The organism is Bacteroides sp. 4_1_36 (assembly GCF_003466325.1).
Taxonomy (GTDB): domain Bacteria; phylum Bacteroidota; class Bacteroidia; order Bacteroidales; family Bacteroidaceae; genus Bacteroides; species Bacteroides uniformis.
In genome coordinates this window covers 64,325-85,169 of record NZ_QSOX01000002.1, presented here as the reverse complement: position 1 = coordinate 85,169, position 20,845 = coordinate 64,325, and the positions used below count along the sequence as shown (strand labels likewise).

Annotated in this window: 20 protein-coding genes; 16 read left to right on the top strand and 4 right to left on the bottom strand. The window is 49.7% G+C overall.

Annotated features, from left to right (window positions below):
• Positions 1-3: 3 nt before the first annotated feature.
• The 3 genes from DXD65_RS03190 to DXD65_RS03180 all read right to left on the bottom strand — a co-directional run bounded on the left by DXD65_RS03190 (position 4) and on the right by DXD65_RS03180 (position 2,471).
• Entirely contained in the window at positions 4-1,347 is a 1,344-nt protein-coding gene (locus tag DXD65_RS03190; protein WP_035448664.1) for a nucleotide sugar dehydrogenase, read from the bottom strand.
• 28 nt (positions 1,348-1,375) lie between these two features.
• Positions 1,376-1,864, bottom strand: a complete 489-nt coding sequence (locus DXD65_RS03185; RefSeq protein ID WP_117887336.1) for a UpxZ family transcription anti-terminator antagonist — start codon at positions 1,862-1,864, stop codon at positions 1,376-1,378.
• 70 nt (positions 1,865-1,934) lie between these two features.
• Entirely contained in the window at positions 1,935-2,471 is a 537-nt protein-coding gene (locus DXD65_RS03180; RefSeq protein WP_117887335.1) for a UpxY family transcription antiterminator, read from the bottom strand.
• 615 nt (positions 2,472-3,086) lie between these two features.
• Here DXD65_RS03180 and DXD65_RS03175 point away from each other — a divergent pair.
• From DXD65_RS03175 to DXD65_RS03125, 11 genes are all read left to right on the top strand, one after another.
• Entirely contained in the window at positions 3,087-3,446 is a 360-nt protein-coding gene (locus DXD65_RS03175; protein ID WP_035448669.1) for a hypothetical protein, read from the top strand.
• Between the two features lie 180 nt (positions 3,447-3,626).
• On the top strand, positions 3,627-3,992 hold the full coding sequence (locus DXD65_RS03170) for an SH3 beta-barrel fold-containing protein (protein ID WP_044468832.1): 366 nt from the start codon (positions 3,627-3,629) through the stop codon (positions 3,990-3,992).
• Between the two features lie 24 nt (positions 3,993-4,016).
• Entirely contained in the window at positions 4,017-4,718 is a 702-nt protein-coding gene (locus DXD65_RS03165; protein WP_005827562.1) for a Lin1244/Lin1753 domain-containing protein, read from the top strand.
• Positions 4,719-4,777: 59 nt separating this feature from the next.
• A complete protein-coding gene (locus DXD65_RS03160) occupies positions 4,778-5,542 on the top strand; it encodes a glycerophosphodiester phosphodiesterase family protein (RefSeq protein ID WP_005837303.1) in 765 nt (254 codons plus the stop codon).
• Between the two features lie 340 nt (positions 5,543-5,882).
• Complete coding sequence (dapF, locus tag DXD65_RS03155; protein ID WP_005827555.1) at positions 5,883-6,731, top strand: diaminopimelate epimerase; 849 nt, start codon at positions 5,883-5,885, stop codon at positions 6,729-6,731.
• 27 nt (positions 6,732-6,758) lie between these two features.
• Positions 6,759-7,991: an LL-diaminopimelate aminotransferase gene (locus DXD65_RS03150; protein ID WP_117887334.1), complete on the top strand. Its 1,233-nt coding sequence runs from the start codon at positions 6,759-6,761 to the stop codon at positions 7,989-7,991.
• 85 nt (positions 7,992-8,076) lie between these two features.
• Positions 8,077-8,802 carry a hypothetical protein gene (locus tag DXD65_RS03145; RefSeq protein WP_005837306.1) on the top strand — a complete coding sequence of 242 codons (726 nt, stop codon included), beginning with the start codon at positions 8,077-8,079 and terminating at the stop codon, positions 8,800-8,802.
• Between the two features lie 78 nt (positions 8,803-8,880).
• On the top strand, positions 8,881-9,237 hold the full coding sequence (locus DXD65_RS03140) for a P-II family nitrogen regulator (protein ID WP_005827548.1): 357 nt from the start codon (positions 8,881-8,883) through the stop codon (positions 9,235-9,237).
• A gap of 58 nt (positions 9,238-9,295) precedes the next feature.
• A complete protein-coding gene (locus tag DXD65_RS03135) occupies positions 9,296-10,564 on the top strand; it encodes an ammonium transporter (RefSeq protein WP_035448679.1) in 1,269 nt (422 codons plus the stop codon).
• Positions 10,565-10,609: 45 nt separating this feature from the next.
• Positions 10,610-12,799: a glutamine synthetase III gene (locus tag DXD65_RS03130; RefSeq protein WP_005837309.1), complete on the top strand. Its 2,190-nt coding sequence runs from the start codon at positions 10,610-10,612 to the stop codon at positions 12,797-12,799.
• A 180-nt stretch (positions 12,800-12,979) separates the two neighbouring features.
• Entirely contained in the window at positions 12,980-14,278 is a 1,299-nt protein-coding gene (locus tag DXD65_RS03125) for a S28 family serine protease (RefSeq protein WP_117887333.1), read from the top strand.
• Between the two features lie 85 nt (positions 14,279-14,363).
• On the opposite strand, the gene DXD65_RS03120 is transcribed toward DXD65_RS03125, so the two are convergent.
• Positions 14,364-14,939, bottom strand: a complete 576-nt coding sequence (locus DXD65_RS03120) for an HdeD family acid-resistance protein (RefSeq protein ID WP_057256468.1) — start codon at positions 14,937-14,939, stop codon at positions 14,364-14,366.
• Positions 14,940-15,567: 628 nt separating this feature from the next.
• Here DXD65_RS03120 and trpB point away from each other — a divergent pair.
• From trpB to trpC, 5 genes are all read left to right on the top strand, one after another.
• On the top strand, positions 15,568-16,746 hold the full coding sequence (gene trpB, locus DXD65_RS03110; protein WP_171029006.1) for a tryptophan synthase subunit beta: 1,179 nt from the start codon (positions 15,568-15,570) through the stop codon (positions 16,744-16,746).
• Positions 16,747-16,805: 59 nt separating this feature from the next.
• Entirely contained in the window at positions 16,806-18,206 is a 1,401-nt protein-coding gene (locus DXD65_RS03105) for an anthranilate synthase component I family protein (RefSeq protein ID WP_117588554.1), read from the top strand.
• A gap of 99 nt (positions 18,207-18,305) precedes the next feature.
• The gene (locus DXD65_RS03100; protein ID WP_057281000.1) at positions 18,306-18,932 is read left to right on the top strand and encodes an anthranilate synthase component II; all 627 of its coding nucleotides are present in this window, start codon (positions 18,306-18,308) and stop codon (positions 18,930-18,932) included.
• A gap of 64 nt (positions 18,933-18,996) precedes the next feature.
• Entirely contained in the window at positions 18,997-19,992 is a 996-nt protein-coding gene (gene trpD / locus DXD65_RS03095; RefSeq protein ID WP_005837316.1) for an anthranilate phosphoribosyltransferase, read from the top strand.
• Positions 19,993-19,996: 4 nt separating this feature from the next.
• Positions 19,997-20,824 carry an indole-3-glycerol phosphate synthase TrpC gene (gene trpC, locus DXD65_RS03090; protein ID WP_117588553.1) on the top strand — a complete coding sequence of 276 codons (828 nt, stop codon included), beginning with the start codon at positions 19,997-19,999 and terminating at the stop codon, positions 20,822-20,824.
• The last annotated feature ends 21 nt before the right edge of the window (positions 20,825-20,845 follow it).

The window sequence follows — 20,845 nt, the reverse complement described above, 5'->3', positions numbered from 1 at the left end:
AGATTAATCGCGCTTAAAAATGTCGCGAGTATAGACTTTCCCTACCACATCATCGAGGCAAGAGTCATAACGGTTGGCAATGATAGCTTTCGATTTTTGTTTGAACTCATCGAGGTTGTTGACTACCTGACTGCCGAAGAAACTGGTGCCGTTCTCAAGAGTAGGCTCGTAAACAATCACCTCTGCACCTTTTGCCTTGATACGTTTCATGATGCCCTGAATCGCAGATTGACGAAAATTATCTGAATTTGACTTCATAGTTAGGCGATAAACACCTACTACACACTCATGCTCTTTGTTCGCATCCCATACGGCATTCTCATTGTAGTAGCCAGCCTTGCGAAGAACAGCATCTGCTATATAATCCTTACGAGTGCGATTTGACTCTACAATCGCTGTCATCATATTTTGGGGTACGCTCTCATAATTTGCAAGGAGCTGTTTAGTATCTTTTGGTAAGCAGTAGCCACCATAACCAAATGATGGGTTATTGTAGTGAGTGCCAATACGAGGATCGAGACCAATTCCCTGAATGATGGCAGCTGAATCCAAACCTTTTACTTCGGCATAGGTATCAAGCTCATTGAAGTAACTTACACGAAGGGCAAGATAAGTATTGGCAAAGAGTTTGACTGCTTCGGCTTCTTTCAGTCCCATAAAGAGAGTATCAATGTTTTCTTTAATGGCACCTTCCTGAAGAAGCTTAGCGAATATCTCAGCAGACTCTTTCATGTGATTACCTTGAATCTTGCGGATTGCCTCGTTCTCCTCCTCCCATTCAGCAGACATCATCTTTGGATAACCCACGATAATACGTGAAGGATAGAGATTGTCTTCAAGGGCTTTCGATTCACGAAGGAACTCAGGAGAAAACAAAAGGCGGAATTCACGACGTTTTCCATCTGGCAATGGTACCATCTGAGCAAACTTCTGAGCATACTTCACATAAAGGGAACGACAGTAGCCAACTGGAATGGTTGACTTGATAACCATTGTTGCTTCAGGATTCACTGATAGTACAAGGTCAATAACGTCTTCTATATGATGTGTATCGAAGAAGTTCTTAGCCGGATCGTAGTTTGTAGGAGCTGCAATAACCACAAAGTCTGCATCCTTATAAGCAGATGCCCCATCAAGAGTTGCAGTGAGGTTCAGTTCCTTCTCCGCAAAATACTTCTCTATATATTCATCCTGAATCGGAGATATACGATTGTTAATCTTTTCCACCTTTTCAGGTATCACATCAACGGCTGTCACCTTGTGATGCTGTGACAACAAAGTAGCAATGCTCAAACCTACATAACCGGTACCAGCAACTGCTATTTGCAAATCTTCAAAGTTTCTCATATTTCTGTCTTTCTTCAACCTTATGCTTTCACTCCTCCAGTTCTTCCCACGGATAAGGATTATCCACCACATTCTGAAACTCATCAACTGCTTCCTGCTGCTCGGCAGTCAGTGATGCAACACTCCAGGAAGCAATGATAGAACGGCCCTCGTCGGCCAAAGGCTCATCGAAAACCTCTCCATAACAAGCCGTAAGCAAACGGAGTTTCAACAAAGAGGAAGGAAGGGTATCAAGGGTATCCCAGCAACGCCTCAATACCTCCTGCACATGCTGTTGTTTTTCACCATGGTCAATGAACGAGGCACTATACCCCTTCAAGAGCGCAAGACATACATTTGCCTGCTCTTCCACCGTGGTGCCCCAAGTGCCAGAATTATACAAAGTTGTGGTCAAGCGATAGACTTCGCTGTTACGACGAGACAAGTCATCGCTATAGACAGGACTGCCGTCCATACCCAAATACATCAGATCGTGCGCGGCACGCTGAAGGAGGAGTGCTTCTTCTAAAAGAGACATGCTATTTTGATTTATGATTTCAGAGTTATGATTTATCTATCACCAATGACTAATCATTGATTATCGACGATTATTTGATTACTTCGATGAGGTCCGGATGGATGGTCGCCATGGCAACGGCGATGATACCTTGTATAGCAATCACTACACGACGATCACGGGCGCCTTTTACCTTTAGAAAAACGCCTTCTTGACCCTCGAAGTCGCCACCGGTGATACGGACTTTCGTACCTTTGGAGAGATTCAGTTCTTCGGGCTGGAAATAGAGAAGATGGTCATTGTAGGTACCGGCGACGGCTATGAAACGCTGCATATCATGGTCGGGAATGATTATTTTCTGACCGCTACGGGTATCGGTGATATATTGCAAATAAGTAATTTGAGACTTAAATCGCTGTACTTCGGAAGGACATGCGTGGACAAAAACCAGATTACGGATGACGGGAACCAAAGCACGGACTTTCCTGCCCCTACGGATACTTATCTTATATTGCATGGGAATGAAACAGCCAAGATTTGCCTTTTCGAGAAGATGCATAGCTTCAAGCTCCCTGCGGTATGTGGCACGCATGGCAAACCAAACTTCGGTCTCTTTATCCATTTCTATTCTTGCTAATTTTACTTAGAAAAAGGTATTCCTTGGGGGCTTTGAACTACCATTACAAGACTGTAGTTCAATCACTTGCGAGCATTTTATGGGAAGTTTGACAAGCACTATGCTCTTCTTGTCAACAGATTCTCTGCAGTTGTTCATTACCTTTTGGTAAGAGACTATAAACGAACGCATTAGAAACAAAAAAGCGTTTTTTAATCGTACGTTTAAAAAACAGCTATTTCGAACTTATACAAGACATACTCAAAGAGCTAAAAATAAGAAGATTTTAACTGATTACATATATTGTATATACTACTGAAATTCAATGCAATATACTTATCATTATTTATTATTAGGAACATTTTTCTATCAAACATTTTGCCATTACAAAAAACGTCTCTATCTTTGCGTTCATTAAACGTACGTTTTTTAAACAGCATATCATCTTATATATCAACCATTTACAACTCACCCTTCACATTTCCCTCCAAAATTCCCTTATTTCTCCCACACTTTTTATACTTTCGCATTTTTTAACCAGAATAAAAAACAGTTAAACGAACGAAGAATTACACAAATGAAAGAACTCAAAAAAAGAAGCATCTCAACAGTAACGAGCAGAGAAGCATGTCGTATCAATCTGATACACAGAAACTAAAAACAAAAAAAGTAAAAGAACACAGCTCCATAGTGGATGAAAAGCTATTGGCAGAACGGGTTTACTACGGAGACCAGACCCATGTTTATGTAGGTTACTTAAGAGCCTTTAAATCAGGCTATTTTGAAGGAACAAATATCAAGAAAATTACAGATATAGCCAAACTATTCGTTGCTTCCGAAAACTTCACAAAGAGAACCAGAGGAGAGCAAAAGCCTTTGACTTACAGTACGATAATTACCGAATTGGAGAAGGTATGGGCCATCATAAAACGGGAAGATACCACACTGATTGACCCATACGGATATGATGTAAGGATAAATCACTGATAGTTCAGTACCTGGAAAGGCAGTAATTTTGCCCCCGTCAGCAACCGGACAGAAGGGCTACACCTTTCTCGTCGGATGGTGTAGCCTCAACAAGGCAAGGGCGTAGCCATCCGTACTGAAAGGAGTAGCCCTTTTTCATTGCTGATTATCATACATTTAATAACCCTAAAAACATAAAAAATGGGAAAAGAGAAAACTGAATTTGAGGAGCAATTTGTATCCAAAACAGAAAAAACAAAAAAACTATGGGAAAAGCGGATTACGGAAAACACGACATTGAGCATGGAGTCTGTACAATGGATGGCACAGCGCATAAATTCCCTACTGGAATACATGCAATACGGATATGCATTGATAGCCTACCGAAAGCAGGACGGTAGCTTCTACATGGGAAAAGGAACCCTTGTTTCCTACGAAAACGACTTCAAAAAGAAACATGACGTGACAAGCATTAAAGCTCACGTAGCCTATTGGGACGCGGAACAACAAGGCTGGCGGACTTTTCTGATTGAGAATTTTATGGAGTGGAGACCGATAGTAAACTAATAAAAAACACCAATATCAAAAGCTATGGAGGCTTATTTACTACATGATGCCAATGCCGGCAGCAACTTAAAATTAATGATTATGATACAAGAAGAAGGTATGAAAGGATATGGCATTTACTGGACAGTGCTCGAATTCCTCAGATTGCAGAACGAATATAAAGCCAGCCTGAAAGTGATTCCCATACTAGCACAAAAAGCAAGGGTGACAACCGCCACACTGAAGCGAATCATCTATGACTATGCGCTGTTCGAGGTGAACGAGACAAGCTTCTCATCCCCCGGACTAAGCCGCCGCATGGAGCCATGGGACGCCCAACAAGAAGCTAAAAAAGAGGCCGGACGTCGCGGTGGACTGGTTAACCAGCAGAGAATCAGGGATGCCAAGACAAGCAGCGCTTTAGCAAATAAACTAAATAAAGAGAATAAAGAAAACCCCTCTCTATCTCCCCAAGGGGAGACGGGAAGAAGGAAGGAGGAGATTCTTCTGACTCCACCGGAGTACACGCTCAACAGACAGACGCATAATTACCAAGGCCTGATGGAAGAGCTGGCAAGGCAGAAAGTAACCGACATCCACGATTTGAATGCCATCCTGAGACTGACGGATTTTGGAAAACTGGGAGGGAAAATCTGGAAAATCCTATATGAGTTGAACAGCTCACCCCAACTGAAAGCCCGTATCGTGATGCCTGGAAAGTACATACTGAAATTACTCAGGGGTTAGATTTAATAAAAGAAATATAATACTTATCTTTGTGTCCATAACAAAACACCCTAATCATTATGAATCTGAAAAAACTATTTTTTGCTTCCGCCCTGCTCTTTGCTGCATGCGGCACTATCCAGGCCCAGGAAGTCATTGCCCACCGTGGTTTCTGGACTACGGACGGCTCGGCCCAGAACTCCCTTGCCGCACTTGTAAAGGCCGATTCTATCCACTGCTACGGCTCCGAGTTCGACGTTTGGCTCACCACAGACAATCAGCTGGTCGTCAATCATGACGCCACCTTTAAAGGCGTGACTATGCAAGATGCCACAGCCAAGGTATGCACCGCCGTACAACTGGACAACGGCGAACAACTCCCTACCCTGCAACAGTATCTGGACAAGGCAAAAAGCCTGAAAACCCGCCTTATCCTCGAACTGAAAGCCCACAAGACTCCCGAACAGGAAACACGAGCCGTAGAGGGCATCGTAAAAATGATAAAGGACAAAGGACTGGAGGACCGTACGGAATATATCACCTTCTCCCAACATGCCACCAAGGAGTTTATCCGTCTGGCACCCAAAGGCACCCCCGTCTACTACCTGACCGGTGACCTTACCCCCAAGGAGCTGAAAGCATGGGGTTGTGCCGGTCCCGACTATCACTTCAGTGTCTTCCAAAAACATCCCGAATGGATAAAGGAATGCCACGACCTCGGCATGAAAGTAAACGCCTGGACCGTAAACGAAGCCAAAGACATGGAATGGCTCATCAGCCAAGGAGTAGATTTCATCACAACCAATGAACCGGTAGTGCTGGAAGAAATTTTAAAGAAAAAATAGCCGCTCCTTATACATTTAGAAACAAAAACCAAACAAACCGCTTCATTATGTCCGCAATGGAGCGGTTTCTTGTTTTCAAAAAGATAGCAATTAGTCTTATAAAAAATCTTTTTTCTTATTTTGAATCAAACTAAACTTTCACATGGATTACAATTTATATAAAAACAAAGCCATATGCTTTTAAATTGAAAGCCTGACAGTAGATATTCTCATTGAATGAAAGTTTCGCTAAAAAATAATAGAAAATAGATATGCTTTACAGTTAATTATAAAACAAAACGTCATATATTTGCATCGAAATAAAACAAAAGGATATATTAACCAACCGATAAAGGACAAAATGACAAGAGCTATAAAATTCACCAAGATGCACGGTGCCGGAAACGACTACATTTATGTAGATACGACCCAATATCCTATCAGCCATCCGGAAGAACTTGCGAGGGCATGGAGTGCACCGCATACGGGAATTGGAAGTGACGGTCTGGTACTTATCGGTTCTTCGGACAAGGCCGATTTCAGCATGCGGATATTCAATGCCGACGGCTCGGAGGCCCGGATGTGCGGCAATGCAAGCCGCTGCATCGGAAAATATCTTTTTGACTACGGACTGACCTCCAAAACAGAAATCGCACTCGATACACTGTCAGGTATAAGGATGCTAAACCTGCACTTGGCAGACGGAAAGGTCAACTCTGTAACCGTAGACATGGGCATACCTGCCGACGAACCGGCAGACTACGACGGCAAAGGAGCCAAACCGATGAAAGAACAGCCCATCGAAGTGGACGGAGAACGATATGTAGGGACCACCGTATCCATGGGAAACCCGCATCTGGTAATCTTTGTCAATGATATTGAAGCCATCGACCTTACAGTCATCGGTCCCAAACTGGAGAATCACCCTCTCTTCCCCGGACGCATCAATGTAGAATTTGCCCAGATATTGGGAGAAGGAAAAATAAGGATGCGTGTCTGGGAACGAGGCTCGGGCATCACCCAAGCCTGCGGAACCGGAGCTTGTGCCACCGCCGTGGCAGCCTTCCTCACCGGACGCGCAGGAAGGGAATCCATCATCATCATGGACGGAGGCTCACTCACCATCCGATGGGACATCGCCACCAGGCATGTACTGATGACGGGAGAAGCCACCAAAGTATTCGACGGCAAAATTGAATTAATTGACTAACCACCAACTATCAACCAAGAAAAGATTATGGCATTAGTAAACGAACATTTTTTAAAGCTACCGGGTAGTTATCTGTTTTCAGACATAGCCAAGAAGGTAAATACTTTCAGGATAACACATCCCAAGCAAGAGATCATCCGTCTGGGTATCGGAGACGTTACCCGGCCACTGCCACCGGTCTGCATCGAAGCGATGCACAAGGCAGTGGAGGAGATGGCTGACACACGGACATTCCGTGGATATGGTCCCGAGCAGGGATACGACTTCCTGATAGAAGCCATCATCAAGCACGATTACCTTCCGCGAGGCATCCACTTCGGTCCTACGGAAATCTTCGTGAACGACGGAGCAAAGAGCGACACGGGAAACATCGGCGACATTCTCCGCCACGACAACAGCGTGGGAGTGACCGACCCTATTTATCCGGTCTATATAGACAGCAACGTGATGTGCGGACGTGCCGGAGTACTGGAAGGAAACGGCCAGTGGAGCAACGTCACCTACATGCCTTGTACCGCCGAGAACGACTTCATCCCGGAGATTCCGGACAAGCGCATCGACATCGTCTACCTCTGCTACCCCAACAACCCCACGGGCACCACCCTGACCAAGCCCGAGCTGAAGAAATGGGTGGACTATGCGCTCGCCAACGACACGCTGATTCTGTTCGACGCCGCCTACGAAGCCTTCATCCGCGAAGACGACGTGCCCCACTCCATCTATGAGATAAAGGGAGCGAAGAAATGCGCCATCGAGTTCCGCAGCTTCTCGAAGACTGCCGGATTCACGGGAGTACGCTGTGGCTACACCGTTGTGCCGAAAGAACTCACTGCCGCCACGCTGGAAGGCGAACGCATCCCGCTGAACAAGCTCTGGAACCGCCGCCAATCTACCAAGTTCAACGGCACCAGCTACATCACCCAGCGGGCGGCGGAAGCCATCTACACACCGGAGGGACAGCGGCAGATAAAGGAAACGATAGATTATTATATGGACAATGCCCGGACCATGAAGCAGGGCCTTGAAGCGGCCGGGCTGAAAGTCTACGGTGGTGTGAACGCTCCTTACATCTGGCTGAAAACACCTGACGGAACAAGTTCCTGGCGGTTCTTCGAACAGATGCTGTACGAAGCCAATGTAGTGGGCACACCGGGTGTAGGTTTCGGCCCCAGCGGTGAAGGATATATCCGGCTGACGGCCTTCGGCAAGCACGAAGACTGCGTGGAAGCCATGAAGCGCATCCGGAAGTGGCTGAAATAAAAAAACAATTGAATTAGCGAGGTACTTGCTATAATCGAGTCGGACTGATCATCCGGAATTTTTCTAAACTTAAAGGTAAAAAGGTATGAAAACAAAAAGTGTAAAATGGGGAATAATGGCAATGGCGCTGTTATCAATGGCAATGCCTTTCACGGCAAAGGCTCAGGATAAAGTGGAAGCGTCGGCAGGTGTCGACCTCGTAAGCGGTTACGTGTGGCGTGGCCAGGATTTGGGAGGGGTAAGTCTCCAGCCGAGCGCATCCATCGCCTACAAAGGTTTCTCTCTGGGAGCTTGGGGCTCCGTAGGCATCGAGAGTTCGGACACGAAAGAGTTCGACCTCATACTGGGATATTCAACCGGAGGCTTCAGCGTATCGGTGACGGACTACTGGTACAATGTGACCGGAGATGGGGTGACAGCCAAATACTTCCAGTACGGTGCACACAATGCTGCCAACTCACATCTGTTCGAGGCGCAAATCGGCTATGATTTCGGCCCCGTAGCCGTAAACTGGTACACCAACTTTGCAGGCGACGACGGTGTTGACAAAGACGGTGACCGTGCTTATTCATCCTACATCTCCGTGGCAGCCCCCTTCACACTGGGCGGTCTGGACTGGACGGCCGAGATAGGCGCTACCCCTTGGGCCACGGACTTCTATGGAGCCAACGGATTTGCCGTATGCGACGTCAGCCTGGGAGTATCAAAAGACATCAAAATCACCGATTCCTTCTCCCTCCCGTTGTTTGCCAAAGCAACCTGGAATCCAAGGTCTGAAGGTGCCTATTTCGTAGTCGGACTAAGTTTCTAAGATGAAAAACCTATGATTTACACACACCGAAAGGCAAATAGTAAATCGTAAATTGTCTAATCGTAAATTATTTAAGGTATGAAAAAGATTGAAGCTATAATCCGAAAGACCAAGTTCGAGGACGTGAAGGACGCGCTGCTCGAAGCGGACATCGAATGGTTCTCCTATTATGATGTACGGGGCATCGGGAAATCCAGGCAAGCCCGTATCTACCGTGGTGTCATGTACGACACCAGTTCCATCGAGCGCATCCTTATCTCCATCGTGGTGCGCGACAAGAATGCGGAAAAGACCGTACAAGCCATCATCAAATCTGCACAAACCGGTGAAATCGGCGACGGACGTATCTTCGTCATCCCCATTGAGGATGCCATACGCATACGTACTGCAGAGAGAGGCGACATCGCACTCTACAATGCCGAACAAGAAAGATAACGGGCAGCTACAAACCACAACTAAGAAAATACAATACAACTAAAAGCAACAAGAAATTATGGATAAACTTATTTTAAGTGAACTGACCAACGGACTGAACACTGTATGGATGTTGCTTGCAGCCATGCTGGTATTCTTCATGCAGCCGGGCTTTGCACTGGTCGAAGCCGGTTTCACCAGAGTAAAAAATACGGCCAATATCCTGATGAAGAACTTCGTTGACTTCATGTTTGGCAGCCTGCTCTACTGGTTCATCGGTTTCGGACTGATGTTCGGTGCAGGCGGATTCATAGGAATGCCCCATTTCTTCGACCTCTCGTTCTACGACGGAGGCGGGCTTCCCACGGAAGGTTTCCTGGTATTCCAGACTGTATTCTGCGCAACGGCTGCCACCATCGTGTCCGGCGCTATGGCAGAACGTACCAAATTCTCCATGTACCTGGTTTACACCATCTTCATCAGTGTGCTGATTTATCCCGTTTCCGGTCACTGGACTTGGGGCGGCGGCTGGCTGATGAACGGTGAGGCAGGTTCCTTCATGATGGAAACATTCGGAACAACTTTCCATGACTTCGCAGGTTCCACCATCGTCCACTCCGTAGGCGGCTGGATTGCCCTGGTAGGTGCGGCCATCCTCGGCCCGCGCATCGGAAAATACGGCAAAGACGGCAAGTCAAGAGCCATTCCGGGACATAACCTCACGATTGCGGCACTGGGTGTATTCATCCTTTGGTTCGGATGGTTCGGCTTCAACCCCGGTTCACAGTTGGCAGCAGCCACTACGAACGATGCAAGGGCCATCTCGCATGTATTCCTCACCACCAATCTGGCAGCCTGCGCAGGCGGTTTCTTTGCATTGGCGGTAAGCTGGATGAAATATGGCAAACCCTCCTTGTCTCTGACACTGAATGGCATTCTGGCCGGATTGGTAGGCATCACGGCCGGTTGTGACATGGTTTCTCCTTTCGGGGCGGTAATCATCGGCACCATCTGCGGCATCCTGATGATTTATTCGGTGGAATTCATCGACCGGACACTGAAAATTGACGACCCCGTAGGGGCCAGTTCCGTACACGGCGTCTGCGGTTTCACGGGAACCATCCTCACCGGACTGTTTTCCACCAGTGAGGGACTGTTTTACGGTGCAGGCTGGAGCTTTCTCGGAGCGCAGGTATTCGGTGCACTCGTAGTAGGCGCATGGGCAGCAGGCATGGGATTCATCATCTTCAAAGGACTCGACAAAATCCACGGCCTCCGCGTTTCCAAACGTGTGGAGGAAGAAGGACTCGACATTTACGAACACGGCGAGTCTGCCTACGGTGCATAATGATTTTATATTTTATTAAACCAACAATTACAACTCTAAGGTATTATGTCAAAATTGAGATTCAGAGTAGTAGAGACGGCGTTCAAGAAGAAACCCGTTGCAGTGGCAGTCCCGGCGGAACGTCCGTCAGAGTATTTTGCCAAGTATGTATTCAACAAGGAGAAGATGTTCCGCTATCTGCCGAGCAAGGTGTATGCCAAACTGACGGATGTGATTGACAACGGAGCTCCGCTGGACCGCAGCATAGCCGACGAGGTTGCCGCAGGTATGAAGAAATGGGCGGTTGAAATGGGGGCGACCCACTATACGCACTGGTTTCATCCGCTGACCGAAGGTACTGCCGAAAAGCACGATGCTTTTGTGGAACACGACGGCAAAGGCGGCGTGATGGAGGAATTCACCGGCAAACTGCTCGTGCAGCAGGAACCGGACGCTTCCAGTTTCCCGAACGGCGGTATCCGCAATACGTTCGAGGCACGTGGCTACTCGGCATGGGACCCCTCCTCCCCGGCATTCATCGTAGACGACACGCTCTGCATCCCGACTATTTTCATCGCCTATACCGGTGAGTCTCTGGACTACAAGGCACCGTTGCTGAAAGCCCTGCGTGCCGTAGACAAGGCTGCCGTCGACGTATGCCACTATTTCAATCCGGAAGTAAAGAAAGTGGTTGCCTATCTGGGCTGGGAGCAGGAATATTTTCTGGTTGACGAAGGGTTGTACGCCGCACGCCCCGACCTGCTGATGACCGGACGCACGCTGATGGGCCATGACAGCGCCAAGAACCAGCAGTTGGAAGACCACTACTTCGGGGCCATCCCCAGCCGTGTGGCCGCTTTCATGAAGGAACTGGAAATCGAAGCGCTGAAACTCGGCATCCCCGTCAAGACCCGTCACAACGAAGTGGCTCCCAACCAGTTCGAGCTGGCTCCCGTCTTCGAGGAATGCAACCTGGCGGTAGACCACAACATGCTCATCATGGCCTTGATGCGTAAAGTGGCACGTAACCACGGTTTCCGCGTACTGCTGCACGAAAAGCCCTTCAAAGGTGTCAACGGTAGCGGCAAGCATAATAACTGGTCGCTGGGTACGGACACCGGTATCCTGCTCCACGCACCCGGCAAACTGCCCGAAGAGAACCTGCGTTTCATCACCTTCGTAGTGAATACGCTGATGGCCGTATACCGTCACAACGGATTGCTGAAAGCCTCCATCTCCAGTGCGACGAACGCCCACCGGCTGGGTGCCAACGAAGCGCCTCCGGCCATCATCTCTTCCTTCCTGGGCAAGCAGTTGAGCCAGGTGCTGGAACACATCGAAGAGAGCACCAAGGACGACCTCGTCAGCCTCAGCGGCAAGCAAGGCATGAAGCTGGACATCCCGCAGATTCCGGAACTGATGATAGACAATACCGACCGCAACCGCACCAGCCCGTTCGCCTTCACCGGCAACCGCTTCGAGTTCCGCGCCGTGGGTTCCGAGGCCAACTGCGCCAGTGCCATGATTGCGCTGAACTCCGCCCTTGCCGAGCAGTTGGTGGAATTCAAGAAAGATGTGGACGAACTGATTGAAAAGGGGGAGCCGAAAATCTCCGCCATCCTCGAAGTCATCCGCCGGTACATCAAAGTCTGCAAACCCATCCACTTTGACGGCAACGGTTACAGCGATGAATGGAAAGCCGAAGCAGCCCGCCGCGGTCTGGACTGCGAGACAAGTGTTCCCGTCATTTTCGACAACTACCTGAAACCGGAAAGCATCCGGATGTTCGAGTCCATCGGTGTCATGACGAAGAAGGAACTGGAAGCCCGCAACGAGGTGAAATGGGAAATGTACACCAAGAAAATACAGATTGAAGCCCGCGTGCTCGGAGATTTGGCCATGAACCACATTATCCCCGTAGCTACACAGTATCAGTCGGATTTGATTGACAACGTCTACAAGATGAAAGACCTGTTCCCCGCAGAGAAGGCTGCAAAACTGTCTGCCAAGAATCTGGAACTCATCGAAGAGATTGCCGACCGTACCGCCTTCATCAAGGAGCATGTGGATGCCATGATCGAGGCGCGCAAAGTGGCCAACAAAATTGAGAGTGAACGTGAAAAAGCCATCGCCTACCACGACAACATCGTACCGATGATGGAGGAAATCCGTTACCACATCGACAAGCTGGAACTCATCGTCGACAATCAGATGTGGACGTTGCCCAAATATCGCGAGTTACTGTTTATAAGATGAAAAATGAAGGATGAAGGATGAATCCTTAATCCCTATCTCATTCTTTTGTTGGTTGTTTTAAGTTTGCAGGGGGGAGAGGTGCCGCGAGGCAGTTCTCTCTCTTTTTTCGTCCATGCCAACTGTTGGCGGTAAGCGGGAAATAACCTATCTTTGCCCGTCAGATAAAACAATCCTGTCATCATGAAGAATTTACGTAACTGCTATGCAGCGTTCCTGCTGTTTGCCTTGCTGTTCGTTTCGGCTGCCGCCCCGGCACAAACCGATCTGCAGCAAAAACTGGGTCGGATTTCCGCTATTACGGAAACCCGTCCGTTGGAGTCCACCCGGTTCTCCGAGAAGTATGTAACCTATTTTACCCAGCCGTTGGACCACCGTCGTCCCGAAAAGGGCAGTTTCCGCCAGCGCGTGATTGTCTCCCACGTCGGCTTCGACCGTCCCACGGTGATTGTAACCGAAGGCTATGGAGCTGCCTATGCCCTCAACCCCAAGTATCGCGAGGAACTTTCAGAGTTGCTCGATGCCAACATGATTTTTGTGGAATACCGCTATTTCCTGGAATCCACCCCTGAGCCCAAAGACTGGCAATACCTCACCGCCGAGAATTCCGCAGACGACCTGCACGCCGTCCGCAACGCCTTTAAAAGCATCTATCCCGGCAAATGGATTGCGACCGGCATCAGCAAGGGCGGGCAGACTACCCTGCTCTACCGCACGTTCTATCCGGACGACGTGGATATTTCCGTGCCTTATGTAGCTCCGCTCTGCTACGGGGTGGAAGACGGACGCCACGAGCCTTTCCTCAGGAAAGTGTCTACTCCGGAGGACCGCAAACGGATTGAGGACTTCCAGTTGGAAGTGTTGAAACGGAAAGCCGCACTGCTCCCCCGCTTTGAGAAATATTGCAATGAAAAAGGACTCAAGTTCCGTGCGCCCGTTGAAGAGATATACGACTATTGCGTGCTGGAGTATTCTTTTGCCCTTTGGCAGTGGGGAACTCCCGTCAGCAGCATCCCTGCCACCACGGCCTCGGACGATGAGATATTTGCCCATCTGCTCAACATCAGTAATCCCGACTACTTCATTGCCGACAGTCCCACAGCCTCATTCTTCGTGCAGGCCGCCCGCGAACTGGGCTATTACGGCTACGATACGAAGCCTTTCAAGAAGTATCTTTCCATCCAATCGAGCAAGGATTACCTGCATCGCCTGATGCTTCCCGAAGAGCTGAAAGACATGCCCTTCGACAAGACCCTAAGCAAGAAAATCACGAAGTTCCTAAAAGAGAATGACCCGAAAATGATATTCATCTACGGACAGAACGACCCGTGGACGGCTGCCGGAGTGACCTGGCTGAAAGGGAAGAAGAACATCCATGTATTCGTCGAGCCCGGCGGAAGCCATCGGGCACGCATCGGCACACTGCCCGAAGAGGAAAAGAAGCAAGTGATGGAGCTGATAAATGAATGGTTGAAACAATAAAAACGGATGGTCCGTGTGGCATGAACAGACCATCCGTTTACTCCTGACAGACCATCTGTTCAACCTCAACAGATGGTCTGTTTTTTTATTCTATAATTTGTGCATCCTCAATATCGTCCACTGCCTTTACTGAAGCATCCGGTGTCTTCGGGCGGCGACGCGTAAACTTGAACCAGTTCAGCAGTTCCGAAGCCGCATAGACCAGACTGCTGATACCGATAATAATAAATGCCGTGGAGCGTACTCCCGTAGGATTGAACAGCGCAACCAAGCCGGCAAGCAGAATTAATACCGGAACCACATAAAAACCTCCCGGTACCGGCATCCAGCGACGGGCAGCGGAAAGCGAGGCAATCTGTTGCACTCCTCCCATCACCAGGATAAATCCCAATACAAATGTCAGCAGGTCGGCAAAGAAACCGGGCATGATAATCAGCCACAAGCCAAACAGCAGGCTGCCCACCCCCTCGATAGGGAAACGGCTGCGCATCTCCGTGCTCTGTGCAAAGTAGCCTATGATGCTGACAAGCGAAGGCACCAGGAAAATGACACCTATCGTAATCACAAAGTAATCACCGGCCTGGTCGGGAAACATCACCAACACCAAACCGATAACCAGCGCACATATCGCACGCAAAAATGAATAACTTAATCCTTTCATGAGTTTATGTTTTTTTGCGAAGATACATCTTTATCCGAATAACTCCACACGAAAATCCCGAAAAATCAGTTTACATTCAGCCAGGCATTCATATCTTCGGCCACAAAGAGCCAGTATAATAACAATAGTACAGCAATAACCACGCCTATGGCAACTAAATGTTTTCTATTCATAGTTTGTTCCTTTCTTTTTTTGAATGAATATTCGTTTTTACTACACTTATAAGAACAATATTTCAAGAAAAATGTTCTTATCCAGAAAAAAAGTCATATTTATTTTGGCAGTTAAAACAAAGTGCTTATATTTGTCGCGAAAACGAAGACAGGCTGCACCTCAGCATAAAAAATGAACAAGTTCATTTTATTATACATTCGGTTTGCACTGTCTTTGCCCCCGATAAAACAAAAAAAGTCAATGAAAACAATGTTCGTAAATACATATTGGTGGTGGCACCCGTTACAACTCCGACAGTCGTAAGGGAGCAGCGCTCGTATGTATATATGTAATATATAGTAAAAAACAAAAAGAGCCCTGTCGCACCAAGCGACGGGGCTTTTTTCGTTTAAGCAATAATGCGTTTTGATTTCTGAAATAGTAAATAGTAAATCGTCAAATAGTAAATAACATGATGAATTTCTTAGTTGACAAAGAAGGTTATTACGGAGAGTTCGGCGGGGCATACGTTCCCGAAATCCTCCACAAATGTGTAGAAGAGTTGCAGAACACCTACCTCAAGGTGCTGCAAAGTGAGGACTTCAAGCGTGAATACGACCAGTTGCTGCGCGACTACGTGGGACGCCCTTCCCCACTCTACTTGGCACACCGCTTGTCCGAGAAGTACGGTTGCCGGATTTACCTCAAGCGTGAAGACCTGAACCACACCGGTGCCCACAAAATCAACAACAGCATCGGGCAGGTATTGCTGGCACGCCGCATGGGCAAGCGCCGCATCATCGCCGAAACCGGAGCCGGACAGCACGGTGTGGCCACAGCCACCGTCTGCGCCTTGATGAACATGGAATGCATCGTCTACATGGGTAAGACCGACGTAGAGCGCCAGCGCGTCAATGTGGAGAAGATGAAGATGCTCGGTGCCACCGTCGTTCCCGTCACCAGTGGCAATATGACGTTGAAGGACGCCACCAACGAAGCCATCCGCGACTGGTGCTGTCATCCCTCGGACACCTACTACGTGATAGGTTCCACCGTCGGCCCGCATCCGTACCCCGACATGGTGGCACGCCTGCAGTCCGTCATCAGCGAAGAAATCAGGAAGCAGCTCCTTGAACACGAGGGACGCGAATGCCCCGACTACCTCATCGCCTGCGTAGGTGGAGGAAGCAATGCAGCCGGCACCATCTATCACTACGTCAACGACCCGCACGTGCAAATCGTCCTCGCCGAAGCCGGCGGAAAAGGCATTGAAACGGGAATGACAGCCGCCACCATCGCCCTCGGCAAGATGGGCATCATCCACGGCTCGCGCACCTACGTCATCCAGAACGAGGACGGACAGATAGAAGAGCCCTATTCCATCTCTGCCGGACTGGACTATCCGGGCATCGGCCCCATGCACGCCAACCTTGCCAAGCAGAAACGTGCCATCGTCCTCGCCGTCAACGACGATGAAGCCATCCGCGCCGCCTACGAACTGACCCGGCTCGAGGGCATCATCCCCGCATTGGAAAGCGCCCACGCACTGGGTGCGTTGGAGAAGATGAGGTTCAAGCCGACGGACGTGGTGGTGCTGACGGTGTCGGGACGGGGGGATAAGGATATAGAGACGTATTTGAGTGATGAGTTATAAGTGATAAGTGATGAGCTATTTGAAAATACGAGATGCAATGAAATAAAATACAAGATACAATGAAACAATATGATTATAAAACAGTCAGCCGCACCATGCTCGGTGACTTGCATACGCCGGTGAGCACGTATCTGAAGGTGCGTGACATCTTTCCGCAGAGCGCACTTATGGAGAGTTCCGACTATCACGGCAGTGAGAACAACCGTTCGTTCATCGCTCTGTGTCCGCTGGCTAGTGTCAGCATAGACCACGGCACGGCTATCTTCCGCCTGCCGGACGACAGCCGCGAAGAGCATCCCATAACCGATGCATACCGGGTGGAGAATGCCTTGAACGATTTCCGCGCCCGCTTCCGCGTGGAGGGCGAATACAGCAATTACTGCGGACTCTACGGATACACCTCCTTCAATGCTGTCCGCTACTTCGAGAATATCCCCGTGAAGGACAGCCGCGAAGCTACCAACGATGCGCCGGACATGCTGTACATATTATATAAGTACCTCATCGTCTTCAACGACTTCAAGAATGAGATGCTGCTCCTCGAGATGCTGGCGCCCGGCGAGACCAGCGGACTGGACCAGGTACAGAAGGCCATCCATAACCGCAACTACACCGCCTACGATTTCCGCGCCATCGGCCCCACCACCTCTCCGCTTACGGACGAGGAGCACAAGGCGAATATCCGCCGGGGCATCGCCCACTGTCTGCGCGGCGACGTTTTCCAGATAGTCCTCTCCCGCCGTTTCGAGCAGCGTTTCACGGGCGATGACTTCAAGCTATACCGTGCCCTGCGCAGTATCAACCCTTCGCCCTATCTGTTCTATTTCGACTTCGGAGGATTTCGTATCTTCGGCTCGTCCCCCGAAACCCATTGCCGCATCGAAGGCCGCCATGCCTACATCGACCCCATTGCCGGAACCACGAAGCGCACCGGCGATGCAGAGCAGGACGCCCTCAATGCCCGGTACCTGCACGACGACCCCAAAGAGAACGCCGAACACGTGATGCTGGTGGACCTTGCCCGCAACGACCTCTCCCGCAACTGCCACGATGTAAAGGTGGATTTCTATAAGGAGATGCAGTATTACAGCCATGTCATCCACCTCGTCAGCCGTGTCAGCGGAACGCTCCGCGAAGAGGCCGACCCCGTCAAGGCCTTCATCGACACCTTCCCTGCCGGTACCCTGAGCGGTGCCCCCAAGGTACGCGCCATGCAACTCATCAGCCAGCTGGAACCGCACAACCGTGGAGCCTACGGCGGCTGCATCGGTTTCATCGGACTGAACGGCTCGCTGAACCAGGCGATTACGATTCGTACTTTTGTCAGCCGCAACGGTGTCCTCTGGTTCCAGGCAGGCGGCGGCATCGTAGCCAAGAGCAACGACGAGTACGAACTGCAAGAGGTGAACAACAAGCTCGGCGCACTGAAAAAGGCGATTGAGATGGCAGAAAAAATGTGAGTTCATGTACCATGTATAATGTACAAAGTACAATTTGCCATGCGGCGTACATTGCGCAGCTAAATGGTACATTGTACATTGTAAATAGTAAATAAATAGATGAAAACAGTTATCATAGACAATTACGACTCCTTCACCTACAACCTTGCCCATCTGGTGAAAGAGCTTGGCGCAGAAGTGGATGTGCTGCGCAACGATAAATTCCGGCTCGAAGAATTGGAGCCATACGATAAAATCATCCTCTCACCCGGCCCCGGTGTCCCCGAGGAAGCCGGACTGTTGCTGGATGTCATCCGCACCTATGCCGGACGGAAACCCATACTCGGTGTCTGTCTGGGCGAACAAGCCATCGGACAAGCGTTCGGTGGAAAGCTGGTCAATCTGGAAGAGGTGTTCCATGGGGTACAGACGGAGATAAGGAGGAAGGAGGAAGGATTAAGGATTAGGGATGAAGGATTAGGGGGAAAGGATTATGAAGGTATTTCTCTCGAAGAAGACTATATCTTCTGCGGTTTACCCAATAGGATTCCCGTCGGACGATACCACTCCTGGGTAGTGGATACGAAGGACTTTCCCGAAGCGCTGGCCATTACCGCCATCAGCCCCGAAGGACAAATCATGGCGCTGAAACATCGGGAGTATGACATACACGGCATCCAGTTCCATCCTGAATCGGTACTGACACCCGACGGAAAAACAATCATAAAAAACTGGCTTTTCAAATGAGGCACTTCAGAAAAAGAGTAAATTCAATCGTCAAATCGTAAATCGTCAAATCGTAAATAAATAGATGAAAGCAATACTCACCCGTCTCTTCAATCACGAAGAGCTTACGTCGGAGGAGACCAAACAAATCCTCCTCAACATCACCAAGGAAATGTATCCTGAGGCGCAGATAGCAGCCTTGCTCACTGCCTTCCAGATGCGAAGCATCACTGTGGACGAGCTTATCGGTTTCCGCGAAGCACTGATGGAGACACGCCTTCCCATCGACTTCGCCCCCTATCGCCCCATCGACATTGTGGGTACGGGAGGCGACGGAAAGAACACCTTCAACATCTCCACCTGCGCTTGCTTCGTGGTGGCGGGAGCCGGCTACAAGGTTGCCAAGCACGGCAACTACGGAGCCACTTCCGTGAGCGGAGCCAGCAATGTCATCGAGCAGCACGGCGTACGCTTCACCAACAACCCCGACACACTGAAACGCAGCATGGAGGAGTGCAACATCGCCTACCTTCATGCCCAGCTTTTCAATCCGGCGATGAAGTTTGTCGGTCCCGTACGCAAGACGCTGGGAGTACGCACCTTGTTCAATCTGCTCGGCCCGTTGGTGAATCCATGCTGTCCGGCATACCAGCTGCTCGGTGTGGCAGACCTCTCGCAGATGCGCCTATACACCAACGTATTCTATAAACTCGGCATTGACTTTGCCGTGGTCAACAGCCTCGACAGCTACGACGAAATCTCCCTGACGGACGAGTTCAAGGTGATGACCCGCAACTACGAGCGCATCTACCGTCCGCAGGCTCTCGGCTTCAAGGATGCCCGTCCCGAAGAACTCTTCGGCGGCGCATGCAAGGAAGATGCCGCCCGCATCTTCGACAATATCCTTACGGGGCATGCCACACCTGCACAAACGCAATGCGTCATTGTCAACGCCGCCTTTGCCATCCAGGTGATGGAGCCGCAGAAAGAGATTGAAGAGTGCATCGCCATCGCACGCGAATCGCTGGATAGCGGACGGGCGCTGGCGACACTGAAAAAATTTATCGAGATTAATAAATGAAGCAATGAAAGATATACTGTCCGAAATCATCGCCCATAAGCAAACAGAGATTGAACTGCAAAAGCAAACCGTCTCTCTGGAACAGTTGCAGGAGCAAGCCGGAATCATCATCCGGGAGAATGCAGCCCACCGCCGCAGCATGAAGCAGGCCCTTGCCGCTTCTTCTACAGGAATCATCTCCGAGTTCAAACGCCGTTCACCCTCCAAAGGCTGGATAAACGAGGCTGCCCGGGCAGAGGAAATACCCGCCTCCTACGAAGCCGCCGGCGCCGCCGCCCTCTCCATCCTGACGGATGAGAGGTTCTTCGGCGGTACGCTGCGCGACATCCGCACGGCCCGTCCGCTCGTCCGCATCCCCATCCTGCGCAAAGACTTCATCATCGACGAGTACCAGCTTCTGCAAGCCTGCATTGTAGGTGCCGACGCCGTATTGCTCATTGCCGCCTGCCTCAGTCCGGAGCAGTGTAGCACCCTCACCGCCCAAGCCCACGAACTCGGGCTGGAGGTATTGCTCGAAATCCACAGCCCTTCGGAACTCTCCTATATAAATAAGGAGGTCGACATGGTGGGTGTCAACAACCGCAACCTCGGCTCCTTCGTCACCGATGTAGAAAACTCCTTCCGGATAGCCCGGCAACTGCGCGAAGCCACCCACGGACCGGCATCCCCGCTCCTTGTCTCCGAAAGCGGCATCTCCGACCCCGAAACCATCTGCCGCCTGCGTGCCGCCGGCTTCCGCGGTTTCCTCATCGGCGAAACCTTCATGAAAACAGCCAACCCGGGCGAAACCCTGAAAGAGTTCATCCAAGACAGTCTCTTAATTGATAATTAAAAGTTGAAAGTTGATAATTGA